Below are 17,127 nucleotides of genomic sequence, written 5' to 3' on the forward strand. Positions count from 1 at the left end.
CATCAACGTTCGAAGTGCCAGCCGCGCACTCGCGCCGTGCTGGACACCGTCAGCATTGCCTCCAGGATAGTTGGGATTCTGACGCGCAATCATCCAGCATTCGCAAGCCGCTACCTGGGCGTTCAGCGAAGGCGCGGTCCATGCTGATCCTGCTGGATCTGCTGCGGGCGGGGTTGCAGCGGCTGCCGCTGCTCAGCCGGACGCTGGACCGGGACCTGGCGCTGGTCGGCGGACTCGACGCGGCGGTTCGGCGCGGGCCGGGCGGTGCGGGTGGCGGGCTGTCCGCCGCGCTGGTGGAGCTGGTCGCGGTGGGCCTGGCGCTCGGCCTGGCGGCCGGCTCGGCGGCGCTCGGCGAGGGTGGGCTGACGCCGTTCCTCGGTCTGCTGCTGCTCGGACTGGGTGGCCTCGGCCGTGAGCTGGCGGCGTTCGGCGAGCACCGTGCTGACCTGGTCGGCGACGTGCTGCTGGGCAAGGGCGGCGTCGTCCAGGCGCGGGCGGCCGGCGAGCCAGGCGGCGCCGGCCCGGACGGCGACGGTGCGCAGGATCTCGGCCTGGTCGGCCTCGGGCAGCGTGCGGTAGACGTCGGTGGCGAGTCGGCGGAGGGCCTGCTCGTCGCTGGTCGCGGTGGCCGCCACCGGGGCGTTCGAGGTGGCGATGTGCCGGGCGGCGATGGCGGCTTCGGCGGCCGTCCAGTAGGCGTGGTGGCCGGTTCGGCCTTCCTCGATGTAGGGGCCGGCGGGCTGGGCTGCGTTGTCGTCGGTGACCCGGTACTGGTCGCGGTAGGCGGCGACGACGGCGAGCTGCTGCTGCCACTGGGTGCGCTGGGTGGGGTCGGTCGGGGCTTCGCCGAGGGTCCGGCTCCACGCCAGGCGGTTCTCCACGGTGCGGTCGGCGAGCACCGAGAGCCGGTTGGCGATCAGGGCGGCGCTGTCGGTGAGGTAGGCGTGGTGGAGCGGGTTGGCCGCGGTGGAGCGCGGCACGGCGCTGATCCAGGCCGGGAGGTCGGCCCGGCCGGAGGCGGCGCGGGTGTGGGCGAGGGCCTGCTGCTGGGCGTGCTGGAGCAGTTCGGGCAGTGCGGTGCGGCCGGTCACCTCGCAGAGGGCGGTCTCCGCGGCGGTGCCGGTGTTCTCGATGGCCTTGAGGGTCCAGGCGAGGGTGCGCCAGAGCTCCGCTTCGGCGCGGTCGCCATGCTGGTCGGCGGTCGCGGGGGCCTGCGCGGCGAGGGAGCGGCCGATGCGCCAGGCCAGGACCTGGCTGAGGCTGTCGGCGCCGGTGAGCGGGCGGCTCTCGGCGACCTGGCGCAGCAGGGTGGCGGGTTCGTGGCCGGCGCTCTCGGCGCGGCGCAGGGCGGCGGTGAGGGCGGGCCAGGTGTTCTCGCCCAGGGCGCGGGTGGCGTGCTCGTCGCCGAGGACGGTGGCGGCGAGGGCCTGGTGGCGGAGGGCTGCGGGGGCCTGCTGGTGGTGCTCGGGGATGCCGTCTTCGGCCAGGGTGGTGCGGGCGGCGCGGGTCAGGGCGGTGACCGGGTCGCTCGTGCCGGTGGTGTGGGTGGCGGCGGTGGTGAGCAGGGTGGTGGTGTCGCGGCCGGTGCGTTCGGCGGCGGCCAGGGCTCCGGCGAGGTGGGGCCACTGCGGGTGGGTGGTGACCTTGTCGGTGGCCGTGTTGAGCGCGGTTGCGGCGGTGGTGGCGTAGCGGTTGAGGGTGTCGGTGGAGACCTGCGGGTGCGCGTCGGCGGCCTGGGCGGCGGCGGGCGCGATGCGCAGGGCGGCCGGTTCGGTGGTCGCGGCCTCGGGGTCGAAACGGTGGGCGGGCAGGCCGGTGTGCGCCGCCAGCAGGACGGCGTAGCGGGTGGTGTCGGCGGTGGTCGGGGCGTTGAGGTGGGCGGGGGCGGGGCGGTCTTCGGTGATGGTGTTCAGGCGCCAGGCGAGGGCCTGGGCCGGGGAGTCGGCGGTGGTCAGGTCGCCACGCCAGGTGGCGGCGGCGAGCAGGCGCTCGGGCTGCCAGCCGGCGGCTTCGGCGTTGCGCAGGGCGCGGGTGACGGCGGTCATCGCGTCGTCGGTGGTGATCTGCTCGGCGAGGGCGGGGCCGAGGAGTCGGTGGATCAGCTGGTGGTAGTAGGGGGCGGTCAGGGTCTCGACGGCGTGCTGGTGGCGGGGCGCGAGCGTGGCCAGGGAGACGGCGTCCTCCTGGGCGCTGCGGATCGTCTCGGTGGCGGAGAGCTGAGCGCCCTCGCGGCTCAGAACGCGCTCCAGGACTTCGCGGGCGGCGAAGGAGTCGGGGTCGTTCTTGGGCTGGTCGAGCTGCTCGTCGGTGTCGAACGGGAGGAGTTCGTGGGTGGCGGTGTAGAGGGTGGTCGTGTGGCGGGCGCGGGTGAGCTGGACGTACAGCTCCTCGCGGGTGGTGTCGTCGGTGACCAGGGGGTGGGCAGTGTCGACGGTGCCGCCCTGGGAGCGGGTGATGGTGGAGGCGTAGAGCAGCTGGACGTCAGCGGCGACGTACTCGGCGGGCAGGGTGAGGCGTCCGCGGTGCTCCATGTGGCGGACTTTGAGGGAGCCGTCCTCGTGGCGCTTGAGGATCTCCCAGGCGTCACCGTTCTTGAGGAAGTCGCGGCCCCGGTTGGTGGTGAGCTTGCGGTCGTTCTTGCGGGTGACGATCCAGTCGCCGCGGCCCGCGCGGTTGCCGTCGCGCAGCAGGACGCCGTCGGCCTCGACCTGGCCGGCGGCGACGCGGTCCTCGCGGGCGCGGGCGGACAGGGCGGTGACGTCGGTGCCGGTACGGGCGCTGATCAGGGTGGTGCGGCCCGCGAGCATGTCGGTCTTCCAGCCTTCGTAGGCGGCTTCGACCATCGCGGTGCGCGAGCCGCTGACCACCCGCTGGTTGGTGAAGTAGAAGTCCAGCGCGGCGGTGTCGCCGGTGCGGATCTTGAGGGTGGCGGCGGCTTCGGCCTTGTCGCTGAACCGGTGGAGCGTGGTGAGCTCGACGGCGCCGGCCTCGGCGGCGATGAGCCGCAGCGCGCCGCCCGCTTCGACGCTGCTGAGCTGGCGGTAGTCGCCGAGCAGGCGCACGGTCGCGCCGCGCTGGGCGGCGATCTTGACGAGGTTGTCCAGGTTGAGGGTGCCCGCCATCCCTGCCTCGTCCACCAGGACGACGTCGCCCGGGTTCAGGACGAAGCCGGCCCGGCTCTTGGGCACCTTCTGGCCGCTGAGCAGCTCGCCCATGTACTTGCCGCCGGTGTACTCCCAGAGGAACTTGTGGAGGTTCTCCGCGGGCTGCTTGAGGTCCTCGGCGAGGACGGCGGCGGAGGCGGCGGAGGTGGCGAGCGGGACGACGCGCTGGCCGGCCTGGTTGGCGACGTGGACGTACGCCTGCATCGCGGTGGTCTTGCCGGAGCCGGCCGGGCCGAGGCCGAGGGAGACCAACCGGGGGTCCGTGACGAACGCGGTGACGAGGGCGCGCTGGCCCTCGTCGAGTGCACGGTTTCGGGCCTCGAAGCCGTCCAGGGCGGCGCCGACGAAGGCCGGGTTCGGGCCCTCGGTGACAGGGGTGAGGGCGGCGGTGACTAGGCGGCGCTCGGCGTCCAGGATGGCGGTGCTGGTGTAGCGGGTGGAGGCGTGCTGGACGAATACGGAGTCGCCGTTGGCCCGGCGCAGTTCCTCGGGCTCGGTGAGCAGGGAGGGGGCGTCGATGCGGACGCTGTGCGCCGGGGAGATGGCCTCGGCGAGGATCGCCTCGACCAGTTGCCGGTGCTCGGTGGTGCTGGTGGCGGGGTGCTCGGAGCGGGCCAGGCGCTCGGCGTGGGCGCGCAGGTTCCACACCGTCCACACCGCGCGCTCCTCACCGACAGCGGCGATCACGGCGGCGGCGAGAGAGGGGATCTCGACGGGCTTCGGCTCCTCCTGGGCGGCGGCCGGGGCGCTTTGAGGCGCGGGAACGGCCGCCATCACGCGGTGGACGATGTCCTGGCCGTGGGCGGTGGTGACGGTGTGGGTCCAGTCGGCGCGCATCTCTTCGAGGGAGCGGGCGGCCTTCTTGCCCTCGCGGGTGTCCAGGTTGGCCTGGCGGGCGAGCTGGTGGGTCATGCCGCGGGAGGGGTCGTGCCCGTGCTCGCGCCGGTACTCCCGAAGGAGTTGCTCGTAGCGGGCTTCGATCTCGGTCCGGCGGGAGGAGAAGTGGGTGATCGCCTCGACGGGGACGCCGACGATCTCGCGCACCGGCTGGCGCTTGGTGACGGAGTCCTCTCGGGCCTCGAAGGTGACGCCGAGACGGGCTGTCAGCTCGGTCTCGAACCGGGAGTTGTAGAACTCGGAGGTGGCCACGGTCATCGCCAGCAGGCCGCGGGCGTCGAGCGATCGCCACTTCCCGTCGACGCCCTGGATCTTGTTGGCGACGACAAGGTGCGTGTGCAGGTTGGGGTCGCCGGCCCGGCTGTCGTAGTGGTCGAAGGCGACGGCGACCAGGCCCTTGGTGTCGATCTGGGCCTGGCCGGTGCTGCCGGTGCGGGTGTGTGCGGCGTGCTCCTCCAGCAGCTCCAGCGCGGCGTCGCGGGCGGCCTCGTGGGCCTCGCGGACGGCGACGCGGACCTCCGGGCGCTCGTCCAGTGCCCACAGGACCGCCGCGGACTTGACCGGGGCGAAGACGAGGTCGAACCCGGCGACGGCGGCGCGCTGGCGGCGGGACTCCTCGTGCTGGACCTTCTTGATCTCGGCGCTCGTGGGCGCCCGCCGGGCTTCCTTCTCGATGACGGCCAGGCGCCGGTCGACGCGCTCGGCGAAGGGGTCCAGCGGCTCGTACTCGGGGTACTTGCGGCCAAGGGTGGCGGCCTTGACGGCGGCGGCCTGGACGGCCTTGAGCTGGTCGTCGTCCATGTCGGCGCGCACGTTGGCGGCCAGGTACTCGTCGATGATGCGCTGGGCGTCCGGGTGCTGGCCGAGGCCGAAGAGGTGCTTCATCTGCTGCTCGGTGACGGTGGTCCCGTCGAGTCCGAGCAGGGGGGCGCCGCGGCCGAGCCAGACGCCCGCCGGGTTGCCCTTCTGGGTGTAGTACTCCTCCGCGGACTGACCCCGCTGACGCTGTACGTCGCCGCCCGCGACCTGGCGCGTCAGGTAGGTGTAGCCGTTGCCGGCGGTGAGCTTGTGGATGGTCATCAACGCAACCACCCCCAGCTTTCCGGAACCTGGATGAGGGTAGGTGCGACGGCTATTCGAGCCGCCGATTCACCTACCTCATCAAATGCCATGCGAGTACTTTAGCCCCGCGCAGCGGACCATGCTCAGAATATCTGCAAGAGGTGTCTGGATGGCTTGGCGATTCTGGCATATGGGCAGCTCAGGGCGCTAGAAGCGCTGGATATGTGACGTGCGACTCGGATTCTCTATCGACTTTTCTCAACGTTTATCGAAGGCTATCGAGAGGGATTCAAAGGGGTTTGCAGCCTAGGCTTTATCGGCTATATTCGATGCATGAGCGGAAGAATTTCGACGTCGCGGGCCAATGCGGTTCGGGCGGCACAGCAGGCGAAGGCAGCGCGGGACGCGGAGCGTCTTCGGCGCGAGCGGCAGGTGGAGGCGGCGCTGGCCGACTTCTACGAGCAGACGGGGAGGGCGGAGCAGCTGCGGGCGACCGCGCGTTCTCGGGCGGAGAAGCTCCTGGCGGACGCGGAGGCTGCGGCATTGGAACCGGAGCGGCTGGCGCGGGAGGCGGTGGCGGCGCTCGCCGATATGGGTGAGCCGCGTGATCAGATCGCGGAGCTGACGGGGCTGTCGCTGCCGGAGGTCCGGGCGATCCTGGCAGACATCACCGGGGCCGGGAAGCCGCGCGGCGACCGCCGTGGTGCCGCAGCGGTCGCGGCGGTGGCGCCCGGGTCTGGAGGCGCGGCGGCTGGCTCCGGCGCCACGGGGGACGGTGACGTCGTGCAGGGGTGATCGGCAGAGGCCGGGCGCCGTTCGTCACCGCTTCGGCTGCGGACAGCGTGAGACGATGTGCCGCATTCGAACTACCCCGAGGACGTACCGGAAATGAACCAGGACCTTGAGCAGTGGGTTCAGTGGGCTGCGCTGTTCGGCGGCGCTCTGGTGGCCCTGGGCGCGCTGGTCCGCTCTGCCTGGTACGGCCTGGAGGGCCGGCACGGCGGCTCCCCGGTCGGCGGGCTCATTGCCGGAGCGGTCATCCCCGCGATTCCGTGGCTGGCGTTCAAACTGCTCCCCACGGTCTGGGGCTCGGTGGCGGACGCGGCACCCGCCGAGTCGGCGCCGGCTGACGGCGGCGGCTTCGCGGTGCCGTGGGGCGCTATCGGGCTGGCGGCGGGCGCGGTCGTGACGGTGGCCGGTGTGGCGGTGGTGGCTGCGGCCGTGAAGAAGCGCCGGACGGACGACCGGGCCGCGCGGCTGCGGCTGCGCCGTGTCGAGGATCGGCACGATGCCGTGCTGGAGCAGTACGGGGAGTTCACTGGCGACATCCTGGCGGTGTTGGAGCGTCCGTTGCTGGCGGATGTCGCTGTGCGGGAGACGGCCGATCTGGTGCACGCGCTCGCGGCGGCGGCCGACGCCCGGTCCGTGGCCGGCTCCGACGGCGCGGTGGAGTACGGGCGGGCCGTGACGGCGTTGGAGATCGCTTGGCAGGTCGCTGACCGCCATGCTCGCAGGGTCGGCACGGCTCAGATGCCGGAGCGGGAGCGCGCGGCGGTGGAGCAGGCCCAGCGGCTGCTGCGCACCGCGGTGGGTGACGGAGCGTCCGACGCCGAGCGTCAGAGCGCCTACCGCCGGGCTGTGCGATTGCTGGACGGCATCGTGGTGATCCCCCGGGAAGCGACGGCGGCGATCGAGGGGGGGGACCCGGCACCACATGCTCCTCAAGTCCTACCCCGAGGCCGCCCGCGCCGGAGACACCGAGCCTGTGAGGCGGTAGGCGGGGCTACCGGCCGTGCCGTTCGGACACGGGCGGAAGACGGAACGACGACGGCGCCGCCGACCTGTTGGCCGGCGGCGCCGTCGTCGTGTTCTGGGCTGCTACCCGGCGGCCGGGGGGTTCCAGAAGGCGTCGAAGGCCCGGGGGTCGTACCGCCTGCCGTCCTCGGTGTCGATCGGGTGCGGAACGGGCTGGCCGGCTTCCTGGGCACGGGCGATGCGCTTGCTGATCGCGCTGAGGCTGACCCCGTAGTGCTTGGACAGCTCGGTCGCGGTTCGGAGCGGTCCGGCGAGCCACGCACGGTGCTCGGGGCTCCCCTTCTCGTCGTAGCCGAATGCGCGCAGCACGGCGATCTGCTCGGCGCTCGGCTTCCCCATCGCGGGCAGGTAGCCGAGTTCGACCAGGACGGCGGTCGGTTCGGCTCCGAGCGGGCCGGACTCCGGCAGGTAGCCGAGGTTCCAGAGCAGCGGCAGCAGGGTGGCCGCCGGCCACACCCGGAGGCGGCCGACCTTCCCGGAGCTGAGTTCGGCGATCTCGGGACGGCGGACCAGGGTCTTCACTGCCTCCTTCCCCTTACCGGTGAGCCGCTCGATCATCGCGGTGGTGAGCACGTCGAGCACCGGCGGTGCGGTCGGCGCCTGAGTCGGGGCGGGCGGCTGGGTGGCGCCGCGGGGACCGGTACGGCCGGCCCGTCGGCCGAGCCACGCCTTGACCTCGCCCCAGTTGTAGGTGCCGAGCGCGTCGGCGGCGGGGAACGGGTCGGTGCTGGTCCTGTACGTGGAGGGCAGCCGGCTGACGGTCTCACGCAGGCCACCGGTCCGGCTCGCGATCTCGGTGAGGGTCACGCGGTCACTGTCGTCCCCCGGCAGTTCCTCCGCGTTGATGCGTGCGGCCTGGTTGTCGCGCATCCACGCGGCTACCGGTTCACGCGGGTACCGCTGCTCGCGGTGGTCGCCGGACTCCTCGGGCTCGGGCCACCCTGGGTCCTTGGCGAGGCGGCGGACGGTGGACTCGGACAGCCCGGTCGCGTTGCTGATGTCGGCGACGCTGAGGCTGTCTGAAGCGGCGGCGTCCAGCCGCTCGGCGAGCGTCGGGGCGGGGGCCATCGGCTGGGCTCCTTGGGGTGAGTGTTCAGGGGGAGGCGCCCTCCCCGGCTCGACATGCACTAATCTACCTGCGCGAGGTAGCGGTCTTTCGGGATCGGGCTTCGTGGGAGGGGGCCAGCGGCTTGCCCAGCCGATCCTTGAGGTCGGCACGGCTTCGGCCGTGCTGCTGGCCCCCGTTTTCGGCTCCGCTCACGCGGTGAGCGTGACCGGGAGCGCGAGTTCGCTCTGGTGGTGCAGACGTTCCCACCATGCCCCGAACGCCGGTCTCTCCTTGTCGATGACCCCGGCCGGTGCGAGGGCGAGCGTCATCTCGATCGCGGGGTATCCGCTGGTTCGGGGGATGATCTCGGCCCGGGTGATCCCGTACTGGTCGGTGCGGGCTCGGCCGTCGGCGATGGCTGTCAACATGGCGGCGGCGTCGGCCCGGCTGCCGGTGAACCTGCTCCGTACGCTGCGCCAGGCGGCGCCCTTCGCCGTGGGGTCGTCGCGGCGTGGGTGGATGATCCGCCGGACCTCGTAGACGCTCCAGCGCTGGTGCCGGAGGTGTTCCTCGAACGCGCCGAGGGCGTCGGCCAGCCCATGGGTGCGGGCGAGGTCCTGGGCGGCGATGGTGCCGTACAGCTTGGAGCGCGGGTTGAGGGCCATCGCGGTGTACTCCAGGGCGAGCGCCTGGGCGCCGACCGCCGGCTCCGCACGCCAGCGCTCGATCAGCTCGGCGCGCCCGCGCTGTCCTGCCGAGAAGGGGCAGTAGCCGCACGCGGACCTGGACCACGGCTCGCCGAAGAGGTCGAGCAGGTACTGCTCGCACTGCTGGCGGTCCCATCCCCAGTCGTCGATCAGCGGGTACTCGGGGATGCGGCCGAGGGCGGTGTAGCTCTCGTCCCGCTCCGCCCGGCGGAGTTCCTCGCTGGCGAAGCCGAGGACGTGCCGGAAGGGCCCGTCGAATTCGTCGCCCAGCCACCCGTCGAGCACTTCGCCCTTCGCGTGCTGGCTGCATAGCCGGCGCTTGGCCGCGATCTGCGGGACGGTGCCGCTGGCCCGGAGTTCGTCGGACAGTCGCCACGGTCCCCGTGTGATCAGTCGGCGCGGGGAGCGGGAGTCGTCCAGCACGGTGTGGCCGCCGCGCTGGTTGGTCCGGCTGATCTGGACGAACCTCGTGCCGGTGTCGCGCAGCAGCGGCAGCAGGTGCTGTTCGACCAGACGCCGGGTGATGTCCGGCTCATCGCCCGTCATCGCGGTCAGCACCGTCAGCCGGTCGAGCGGAAATCTTCGACTGGTCGGCTCGGTCAGCCAGCGGGCGGCGATGGCGGCACTGTCCACGCCCATGCCGAAGCTGAACACCACTGGCAGGTCGGTGTGGGTCGGTGCGGGGTTGGTACGGATCATGCGGCGCACACCCCCGTACGGCTCGGAAGCGTACGGGGGGCGGCCCCGTACGGGTGCAGGGGCCGTACGGAACCGGTGTCCTCACGCTCGGCGGCTTCGATGATCCGGGCCATCGACAGGTCACGGCGGAACGGCTGGCCGATCTCTTCTTCGACCAGGGCGTAGTCGAGTGCGGTGTCCGGTGCCATCCGTGCGGCGGTGATGAGGGCGCGGCGTCCGGCGAACGGGCACAGGCGGCAGCTCAGGCGGTCGAGGTGTTGGTAGACGGGGTGGGGCGGTATTCCGCTGGCCCGTACGGTCTTCCACACGTCGTCGGTGCTGAGGTCGTGTACGGGCAGCCAGGTGGTGATCTGGCGCCGGCCGGAGCTCGCCGCTCGATCCGGGGCGACCACGGGGCGGCGGGCACGAACCGTGCTCTCGGCAGCGCGCAGCCCGAGCGCGGTGACGATGTGCGCGGGTCGGCCGCTGATGCCGAGGCGGGTGGTCAGCTCGGTGTAGTACTTCCGGGCAACGTCCCGTTTCAGGTAACTGCGGCAGAAGGGGGTGCCGGGGCCGGGCCAGCGGCCCCGGGCGCGGACCAGGTCGAGCAGGCCGCCGCGCTCGCGGCGGCGCACTTCGAAGTGCAGTCCGTACGCGGCTGCCTGCTGTGCCGCGAGGGCGGGGACTCCGTCCCACTCGGCGTCGCCAAGGTCCAGGTGGAGGACGACGGTGCGTTCCAGCATCTCGGGGGTCGCGGTGGTGGCCCACCGGTGGAGCATCGCGGCGGAGTCCTTGCCCGCGCTGTTGTTGATCACGTAGGCGTCCGCGTCACGCAGCTGCGGCGGTATGTGGAGGGTGGTGCTCATGTGCGGGTTCCTCGTACGGGTTCGGTGCGGGTCGGGAGGTGGGCGGGAGGGGACGTTCGTCGGCGTCCCGGGGCGTGCGGATCGGGCTGGGGGGCTGCGGGCCGACCGTGTGGTCGGGGGGCTCCTGGGTGTGGCCGGGTTCCGTACGGCGGAGGAGCGTGCGGGCGTCGGCCACGCGCTTCTCGCACCAACTCCGGCTGTAGCCGGTGCCGGCGGTCAGCGCGGCGTAGTCGGGGCGCCAGTCGGGGTCGGCCCGCATCGCGGCGAGCAGCTCGGTGATGACGCGTAGGCTGCTCGGCCGCTCCGTCGGCGGCTCGGTGGCCGGCTGCTCGTCGGGCTCGTCGGCTTCGGCGTCGTCGGCCGGATCGACTGGGTCTTCGGCCTGGTCCTGGTCGTCCAGCTGAGCTGGGATCGGGTCGGGTGGTGGAGGGTCGGCCGCGACGTCCTGGTGCTCGTGGGTTTCTGGCTCGGCGGGCCGTGGCGGTGCGGGATCGGCAGAGCGGCCGGAGGGGCGGGACTCGATGATTCCGGCGGCAGCGAGGAATGCCAGGCTCGGCCAGGCGGCCATCACGTATCCCCACGTGGTGGGTTGGGCGACGGCCAGGTTCGCGGCCAGGCTCATCGCGACGCCGAGGACCAGGACGCCGCGGGGCCAGCGGGCGGGTTGTCCGTGCCGTTTGCGTCGGCGGATCTCGGAGACGGAGCCGAGGGCCATCAGCTCGACGCTGACGGCGATGGCGTAGGCCACCCATCCGGTCTGGCCGGCTTCGGTGGCGGTCTGGACGACGTGGGTGAAGCTGACGGCGAACGCGCAGACGCCGAGGATGCCGACGGTGATGTCCGCAGTGAGCGCGTCCGTGTCGGGACGGGTCGGGGTCACGATCTTGTTCTCTCGGGTTTCGTGGGCGGGTGCGGTCCGGTTGCCCTCCGGGCCGCACCCGTTCGTCGGTCGGTGTGGAGCGTGGTGTCAGTGCGCGGTGCTCAGGTGCCGAAGGCGTTCGCCGTCCACGTAGCCCTTGCCGGGCGCTTGGGTCGACCACTCGCCGCAGGTGCACACGGCCTTGGAGTACGCGCGGCCGGGGCAACCCTCAACGAGGGGCCGGCCGCTGGTGGTGTGCCGGTGCTCGGGAGGGCACACGGTGCCGTCGGCGTGGTGGTCGGTGCGGGGCGCGCGGAACCGCGCGGGGGTGGGGTCCTGCGGTTGGCGGGCCCGGGGCAGCGCCGGGCAGGCGGTGTTGCTGGTGCGGGCGAGGCTCTCCTGGTGGGCGTCCCACTCGGCCGCGGTGTGGGCGTCGCCGACGCACAGCGGCTCGGTGTGGTCGTACCAGGTCTTCCGGTCGCCCGCGACGATGCGTTCGGCCACGGCCTTGGCCGCGTCGGCGGTGGGTGCGAGGACGGGGACCACGTGCACGGTGATGACGTCGATCGGGACGATGTACTGGGGCATGTTGCTGACTCCTGCGGTGCTCGGGGCGGGGCCCTGCGGTCTGGCCGGGCCTCGGCGCGGTCCGGATGGGCTCCGGGCCGCACCGGGGCCGGTCAGGCCACCAGGGCGGTGCGGTGGCTGAGCGGACCGGGCCGGTGGTCCGTGAGGCGAGCGGGGAGCATCTTCACGTCGTCGCCTTCGCGGGCCCAGTCGGAGCTGTTGCCGGAACCGGTGCGGTGGATGACGAACAGGTCTCCGCCGTCGGCGGGGACGACCACTCGGGCTCCGTGCGCGCTCCACCCGGCTCCGGTCTCCGAGGGCGGGGCCTCGCTGGCGATGCCGTAGCGGACGCGGCCGTCCTGCTCGGTCCAGCGCTGCCAGCCCTTGCCTCGGCACCGGATCTTGCTGGGTGTCGGGACGCGGTGGGAGTCAGGCCCGATGGTCACTGTCCGGCCGGGGCCGGTGGCCCGGGACCTGCCCAAGGCGAACTGCACGACCTTGGTGTGCTTGGTCTGCGCCCCAGCCTGGAGCGGGGTGCAGACGGTGACGGGGTACTCCTCGCCGGGCAGGCGGAGCGTGGTGGTGAGGGTGTCGGGGATGTGCACTGGAGGTTCCTGGGGCTGGCTGGGTGGTGGGAGGTCAGGCTGCGGGGGTGCCGGCCAGGTGCTCCCAGTGGGTGCCGGTCCAGAACTGGGTCGCGGCTCCCGGGGTGAGCGGCAGGCCGAGGGCTTCACGCGCGCGGCGGCGGTCGTCCGCGGTGGCGGGCAGCGGGATGGTGCCGCTGATGGTGACGGTGCGGTCCGGAGCGACCTCGCGGAGCAGGGTGCGGCCCTGGATCGCCTGCGCACGCAGGGAGCGGGCGACGTTGAACTCTTCGATCAGAAGGTCCAGCAGCAGGGAGAGGCAGATCGGCTGGCCATCCAGTCGGCAGGCGTCGGCGAAGCGGGCGAAGTCGGCCACCTCGAAGTCGCCGTGGGGCACGAACTCCGTGGCGTCTCCGTCGCCGTAGTTCTGGGCGGTGCCGATCTTGCGGCCTGCGTGGCTGAGGATGGCCAAGAACGGGGTCGCCCGGAGCAGCGCCAGCTCGTGGCAGCTGGTGATCTCGTAAGTGGGCTGGTCGGGGGTCTGGAGCCCGGTGTGGGGCAGGGTGGGCACGCGCTTCTCCTGGTGGTGGTTGAGGGGTGAAGGTGGGCAGCGAGGGGCGCCGCGCGGGGTTGGGCCGTGGTGCGGGGTCGATCCCCGCAGCTCGGCGCTCCCGGCCGGGGGCCGCCCGGTCTGCGGGCGGCAGGGGCCGGCGGGCGGGTGGCGGGGCGGTGCTGCGGCGGGTGAGCTGCGGGAGGGGTTGGGCCGTGGTGCGGGGTCGATCCCCGCAGCACGGCGCTCCCGGCCGGGGCCGCCCAGCTTCGCGCTGGGCGGCTGGTGGTTCGGTCAGCCGGGCTGGTCCGCCTCGGTGACCGTGTCCGTCAGCTCGCGGACGACGGCTTCGATGCTGATGGTCACCCGGTGGAGCTGGTCGCGGGCCTGGGCCTCGCGGTCGGCGCAGAGCGTGTAGTAGCTCTCTTCGTCGGCGGGGTCGACGGGGAAGTCCTCGCGGTTGGGGTCGTAGGACGGCAGATCCTTGCGGAACTTGTCCTCCCACTCCTCTTCGAAGGTGGTGACCTCGGCAACGAGGTTGCGAAGGCGTTCAACGACGGTGTTCAGGGGGCGTCCCGGTTCTCGCGGTGGGCTGGTGGTAGCGGCCTGTGCCGGGCCGCCCGGCCACGGTGGGCCGGGCGGCGGGTCGGTCACAGGGAGGCGGCCAGCTCCATGGCGCGGATGCCGAGCGCTTCGACCTCGTGGGCGTCGTCGGCGTCGGGGAGGGTCTGGGCGACGGAGGTGACGGCGTGCATCACGCCACCGGCGGACAGGTCTCCGCCCTGGATGAAGTGGGCGAAGATGTCGGCCCGGCGCTCCTCGGTGAACTTGAGCCGCTGGGCGACGGTGGTGATGGTGGCTTCCGGGTTCTTGACCCGGGTCGCGGCGGTCTCCTGGATGGACCGCAGCTGTCGGACGACGTAGTCGTGATCAAGGAAGGTGCTGACGGCGTCGGTGGTCTGGGAGGTGACCAGATCGAGCGTGCGGGACTGGGTGGTGTTGCTCCACCGGATCACCCCGTCCTGCTGCTTGCCGCCGATGTGCACGGACCGCATGACGTCCTTGGTGATCACCATCCCGTTGTCGCAGACCTGGACGACCAGCCGAGGCACGATGGTGAACGCCCCGCACCCGGTTTCGGAGTTGGAGATCTCGAACCCGGCGAACACAGTCGGGTTGTCCGCGCCGCGTGCGCCGCTGAACGGGCTCCGGTAGTGGCGCAGCAGCTCGGGGGCGTAGGCACTGACCTGCGGGGCGGTGATCTTGACGTACATCTTCCGGTCGGTGAGGTCACACTTGTCCAGCCGGACCTCGACACCAGCGTCTCGCACACCCTGGAGCGCGGCGGTCAGGATGTCCAGATTGTCGATGATCCGGTAGCTGGGGCTGAGGAAGGCACGGGCGGTGCCGGTGTCCTCGCCCTGGGCCGGCGTCAGCGTGCGGACCATGAACGACTTGTCGGCCCGGCTCTCATGGGAGAGCCACCCGTTCACGTTGGCGTCCCACAGGTCAGGGGCCTCGATCCGGACCTTGCGCAGGTAGCCGACGGGGATGCCGAGCTTTTCGGCCACGCCGGATTCGGCCACGTCGGTGAGCCGGAACTCCCCTGCCTTGCGGGTGACTCCGTCCGGGGTGATGTCGTGGTCCGCCCCGGCGACGATCAGCCGGCCGCCCTGGGCGTGGATGTTCTGCACCGGGGCGACGACGTCGGTCTTGCGGGGGTGTTCGTCCTTGAGAATGCCCACGATCTCGTGGAGGGTCGCGTTGCGGGTGGAGGTCCTGGCCAGGGTGATGGTCATGTGTGAGTCCTTCGCGCGGGTTCGTCTGTCGTGGGCGTCGGCCGGGGTTGCCCTCCCCACCCAACAAGAACAATATTACCTCATTAAGGGTTTTTCGTCAACCCTATGAGCATGGTCGTCAGGTTGCGGCGTTCACTTCGTCCGACATCGCGCGGAAGTGGGACGCCGTGACGGCAGCGGCCCAGCGTCGGGCACGTGCGGAGGCGGCCCCGGCGGATGCCCTCCATGCGGCTGCGGCGGGCAGGCCGGGCCGGACCGGCAGATCGGGGCTGATGACGTAGTGCGCGCCGGGCAGGTAGGCGTCACGCCACGCATCACCGATGGTATGGAGTGCCAGTACGAACGACCAGCACAGTTGCCGGTGCGGGGTGCATCCACCCCCGAAGGGAGCGGAGGCCACTCGGGAGTTGGCGGCGACCAGGAAGAGGTCGAGGTCGACAAGCGCGCGGCATGCCTGCCCCCAGTCGGGGACAGCGAGCACGGGGGTGGGTGGCAGCTCCGCCAACTCGGCGGGGGCGACCTCCCGGACCACTGCGGCGGCAGCGTCGAACCGCTCGCCGATGACGGAGAGGACCGAGAGCACTTCCCGCGAGCGGGCCGGGCGTGCCACGTCGGCATCGTGCTGAACGTCGATGATCTTCAAAGGTGAGGTCTCCCTGGAGGGCTGGGACGGGGCCCGGCGGACCGCCGGGCCAGGCGGCAGGCTCAGCGCAGGCCGGCCGCCCAAAGCAGGCCCGCGAAGCCACGGGCGACGGCAGAGAGGTCATCCCGGCCCCGGGTCCATGTCGGCGCCCGATCATTGCGGACCTGCGCGTCGGGGTCCGCCCACATCTGGCCACGGAACAGGGCGTACTCCTCGCCCGGGGCAGGGATGCGCAGCTCCCACGTGCCGAGCTCCTCGCACATGACCTGGACGGCGTAGGTGCGAGCCTCGCGGACGATCACGACCGTCCGGGGCGCGCGGGGGATGCCCAGTTCGGTGAGCCGGTGGTCAAGGTCCACGGCGGCGGCGAGACGCTCGGCGTAGGGGAGTTCGGCGATGGCGTCGGCCGTGAGCCAGCACCAGGCGCAGCCCGACCCGCCACTGTGGCCGCACTCGGCCCGATTCGCCGCATTGATCTCCTGGAGCCGGGCGCGGTCGAGAGTGGTCGTCATGCGATGACGCCTTTCGTTCGATGGGTCGTGGGTATCGGTCGGGGTTGCCCTCCCCTCCCAACAAGAACAATATTACCGCACTGAGGGTTTCTGGTCAAGTCTTAGGATGTGGATGCGCTCACGGGCCAGACGACTGACAGGCCGTCAGATCAACAGGCGCACCTCCCCCGTCCCCCCGACAGCTGCCTGGGGTCCGGGGCAAAGAGGCCGTCCGGGTCAAGGGCCGGCCGCAGGCCGGTGGCGTGCCACGCGACCGAAGGGAGCGCCCTTGAAGCGGGCGGCCGGCTCCGGATACTGGGCCGCGAAGGGGGGCCGGGGGAACCGCGCAGCGGGGCGCCCGGACCAGAAGAACGCCGCGCCGAAGGCGCGACCGAACCCGCCGCCGAAGGCGGCTGGCGGGGAACCCGCCCGACAACACCGCCGCGCCGAAGGCGCGACCACTCCCCCACCAACCCCCGGCAGCCAGCGCGGCCGGAGGTGGCGGTCGAAATCAGAAGGAGTCGGGGAACCGCTCGCACGCGGCTTCTTCGCGGTATCGGCGGTAGGCCCAGAGGGCGAGTTCTTCCCGGTCGCCCCCAACGCCGGTGGCGTCGGCCAGGTGGAGCAGGGAGGTGATCAGGTCGCGGATGATCACGGCGACGCCTTCGGCATCGGCGGGCTCTCCCCGATAGGAGGCGGGGTCGGTGGAGACGAAGGCGCGGACGGCGACCAGCGCGGCGTCGGCGGCGTCGACGGCGGGGCGTTCGGGGGTGAGGATGGGCACATGGACTCCTTGCTGCCAGGCGGCGTGGGCGAGTGAGGGGATGCCGGACTAGGAGGCGATGGCCGGGATGTCGGCCGCGCGGGTCGGGGTGAAGTGGATGTCCCGTTCGACCATGATCGGGAGGGCCAGGAATCCCGGTTGCGCGGCGGGCTTGAGGTAGAGCTCCTCAAGCTCCACCAGGTGGATGTACCCCCACTCGCCGTCGGGGTAGTTGACCCTGGCCCATCCGAAGGCCAAGCCGGTGGACTGGTCCACCTCGGCGATGTACCAGTCCGAGTTTCCGGTGAAGTAGTGGATGTGGAGGGTCTTCTCCTCTACGGCCTGCCCATCGGTGGCGTACAGCTCGGGAATAGTCGCGAGGTCGGCGAACGGCGGGTAGAACTCGTGCCCTCGGGCGTGCCGATTCTGCTCGGGCATCGCTCCCCACGACCAGCTCGCGGGTTCGACGTTCGTACTGTGCAGCTCGGTCATGTTCGGCCTCTCGTTAGGCGCTTCGCGGGCCGGTCTTCGGGTTGCCCTCCCGTCGACCTGATGACATCAGCTTACCTCAATAGGGGTTTATGGTCAAGTCATGAGGCCCGAATGCGCGCCCGGGCCAGACAACTGACAGGCC

15 protein-coding genes are annotated in these 17,127 nt (G+C 71.9%); 1 reads left to right on the forward strand and 14 read right to left on the reverse strand.

What is annotated here, in order from left to right; genetic code table 11:
• Positions 1–122: 122 nt before the first annotated feature.
• Positions 123–5,141: a MobF family relaxase gene (mobF, locus tag AB0P03_RS13360; protein WP_363628822.1), complete on the reverse strand. Its 5,019-nt coding sequence runs from the start codon at positions 5,139–5,141 to the stop codon at positions 123–125.
• 315 nt (positions 5,142–5,456) lie between these two features.
• Between mobF and AB0P03_RS13365 the strand changes: the two genes are divergently transcribed.
• Positions 5,457–5,918: a hypothetical protein gene (locus AB0P03_RS13365; RefSeq protein ID WP_363628824.1), complete on the forward strand. Its 462-nt coding sequence runs from the start codon at positions 5,457–5,459 to the stop codon at positions 5,916–5,918.
• 1,083 nt (positions 5,919–7,001) lie between these two features.
• Here the strand turns inward: AB0P03_RS13365 and AB0P03_RS13370 are convergent.
• The 13 genes from AB0P03_RS13370 to AB0P03_RS13430 all read right to left on the reverse strand — a co-directional run bounded on the left by AB0P03_RS13370 (position 7,002) and on the right by AB0P03_RS13430 (position 16,985).
• A complete protein-coding gene (locus AB0P03_RS13370; RefSeq protein WP_363628825.1) occupies positions 7,002–8,006 on the reverse strand; it encodes a hypothetical protein in 1,005 nt (334 codons plus the stop codon).
• A gap of 189 nt (positions 8,007–8,195) precedes the next feature.
• Positions 8,196–9,392, reverse strand: coding sequence for a hypothetical protein (locus AB0P03_RS13375; protein ID WP_363628827.1), 1,197 nt, complete (start codon positions 9,390–9,392; stop codon positions 8,196–8,198).
• The gene (locus AB0P03_RS13380) at positions 9,389–10,237 is read right to left on the reverse strand and encodes a phosphoadenosine phosphosulfate reductase family protein (protein WP_363628828.1); all 849 of its coding nucleotides are present in this window, start codon (positions 10,235–10,237) and stop codon (positions 9,389–9,391) included. The genes AB0P03_RS13375 and AB0P03_RS13380 overlap by 4 nt, the downstream gene beginning before the upstream one ends.
• A complete protein-coding gene (locus AB0P03_RS13385; protein ID WP_363628830.1) occupies positions 10,200–11,117 on the reverse strand; it encodes a DUF2637 domain-containing protein in 918 nt (305 codons plus the stop codon). The genes AB0P03_RS13380 and AB0P03_RS13385 overlap by 38 nt, the downstream gene beginning before the upstream one ends.
• 87 nt (positions 11,118–11,204) lie before the next feature.
• A complete protein-coding gene (locus AB0P03_RS13390) occupies positions 11,205–11,684 on the reverse strand; it encodes a hypothetical protein (RefSeq protein ID WP_363628831.1) in 480 nt (159 codons plus the stop codon).
• A gap of 92 nt (positions 11,685–11,776) precedes the next feature.
• The gene (locus AB0P03_RS13395; protein WP_363628833.1) at positions 11,777–12,268 is read right to left on the reverse strand and encodes a hypothetical protein; all 492 of its coding nucleotides are present in this window, start codon (positions 12,266–12,268) and stop codon (positions 11,777–11,779) included.
• A gap of 34 nt (positions 12,269–12,302) precedes the next feature.
• The gene (locus AB0P03_RS13400) at positions 12,303–12,818 is read right to left on the reverse strand and encodes a hypothetical protein (RefSeq protein ID WP_363628835.1); all 516 of its coding nucleotides are present in this window, start codon (positions 12,816–12,818) and stop codon (positions 12,303–12,305) included.
• Between the two features lie 273 nt (positions 12,819–13,091).
• A complete protein-coding gene (locus tag AB0P03_RS13405; RefSeq protein ID WP_363628837.1) occupies positions 13,092–13,451 on the reverse strand; it encodes a hypothetical protein in 360 nt (119 codons plus the stop codon).
• A complete protein-coding gene (locus tag AB0P03_RS13410; protein WP_363628838.1) occupies positions 13,448–14,596 on the reverse strand; it encodes a DUF932 domain-containing protein in 1,149 nt (382 codons plus the stop codon). The genes AB0P03_RS13405 and AB0P03_RS13410 overlap by 4 nt, the downstream gene beginning before the upstream one ends.
• 118 nt (positions 14,597–14,714) lie before the next feature.
• Positions 14,715–15,239, reverse strand: a complete 525-nt coding sequence (locus AB0P03_RS13415) for a hypothetical protein (RefSeq protein WP_363628840.1) — start codon at positions 15,237–15,239, stop codon at positions 14,715–14,717.
• Between the two features lie 62 nt (positions 15,240–15,301).
• The gene (locus AB0P03_RS13420; RefSeq protein WP_363628842.1) at positions 15,302–15,751 is read right to left on the reverse strand and encodes a hypothetical protein; all 450 of its coding nucleotides are present in this window, start codon (positions 15,749–15,751) and stop codon (positions 15,302–15,304) included.
• A gap of 490 nt (positions 15,752–16,241) precedes the next feature.
• On the reverse strand, positions 16,242–16,514 hold the full coding sequence (locus tag AB0P03_RS13425; RefSeq protein ID WP_363628844.1) for a hypothetical protein: 273 nt from the start codon (positions 16,512–16,514) through the stop codon (positions 16,242–16,244).
• A 48-nt stretch (positions 16,515–16,562) separates the two neighbouring features.
• Positions 16,563–16,985: a hypothetical protein gene (locus AB0P03_RS13430; protein WP_363628846.1), complete on the reverse strand. Its 423-nt coding sequence runs from the start codon at positions 16,983–16,985 to the stop codon at positions 16,563–16,565.
• Positions 16,986–17,127: the final 142 nt, after the last annotated feature.

The organism is Kitasatospora sp. NPDC088779, from assembly GCF_040685395.1.
Classification (GTDB): domain Bacteria; phylum Actinomycetota; class Actinomycetes; order Streptomycetales; family Streptomycetaceae; genus Kitasatospora.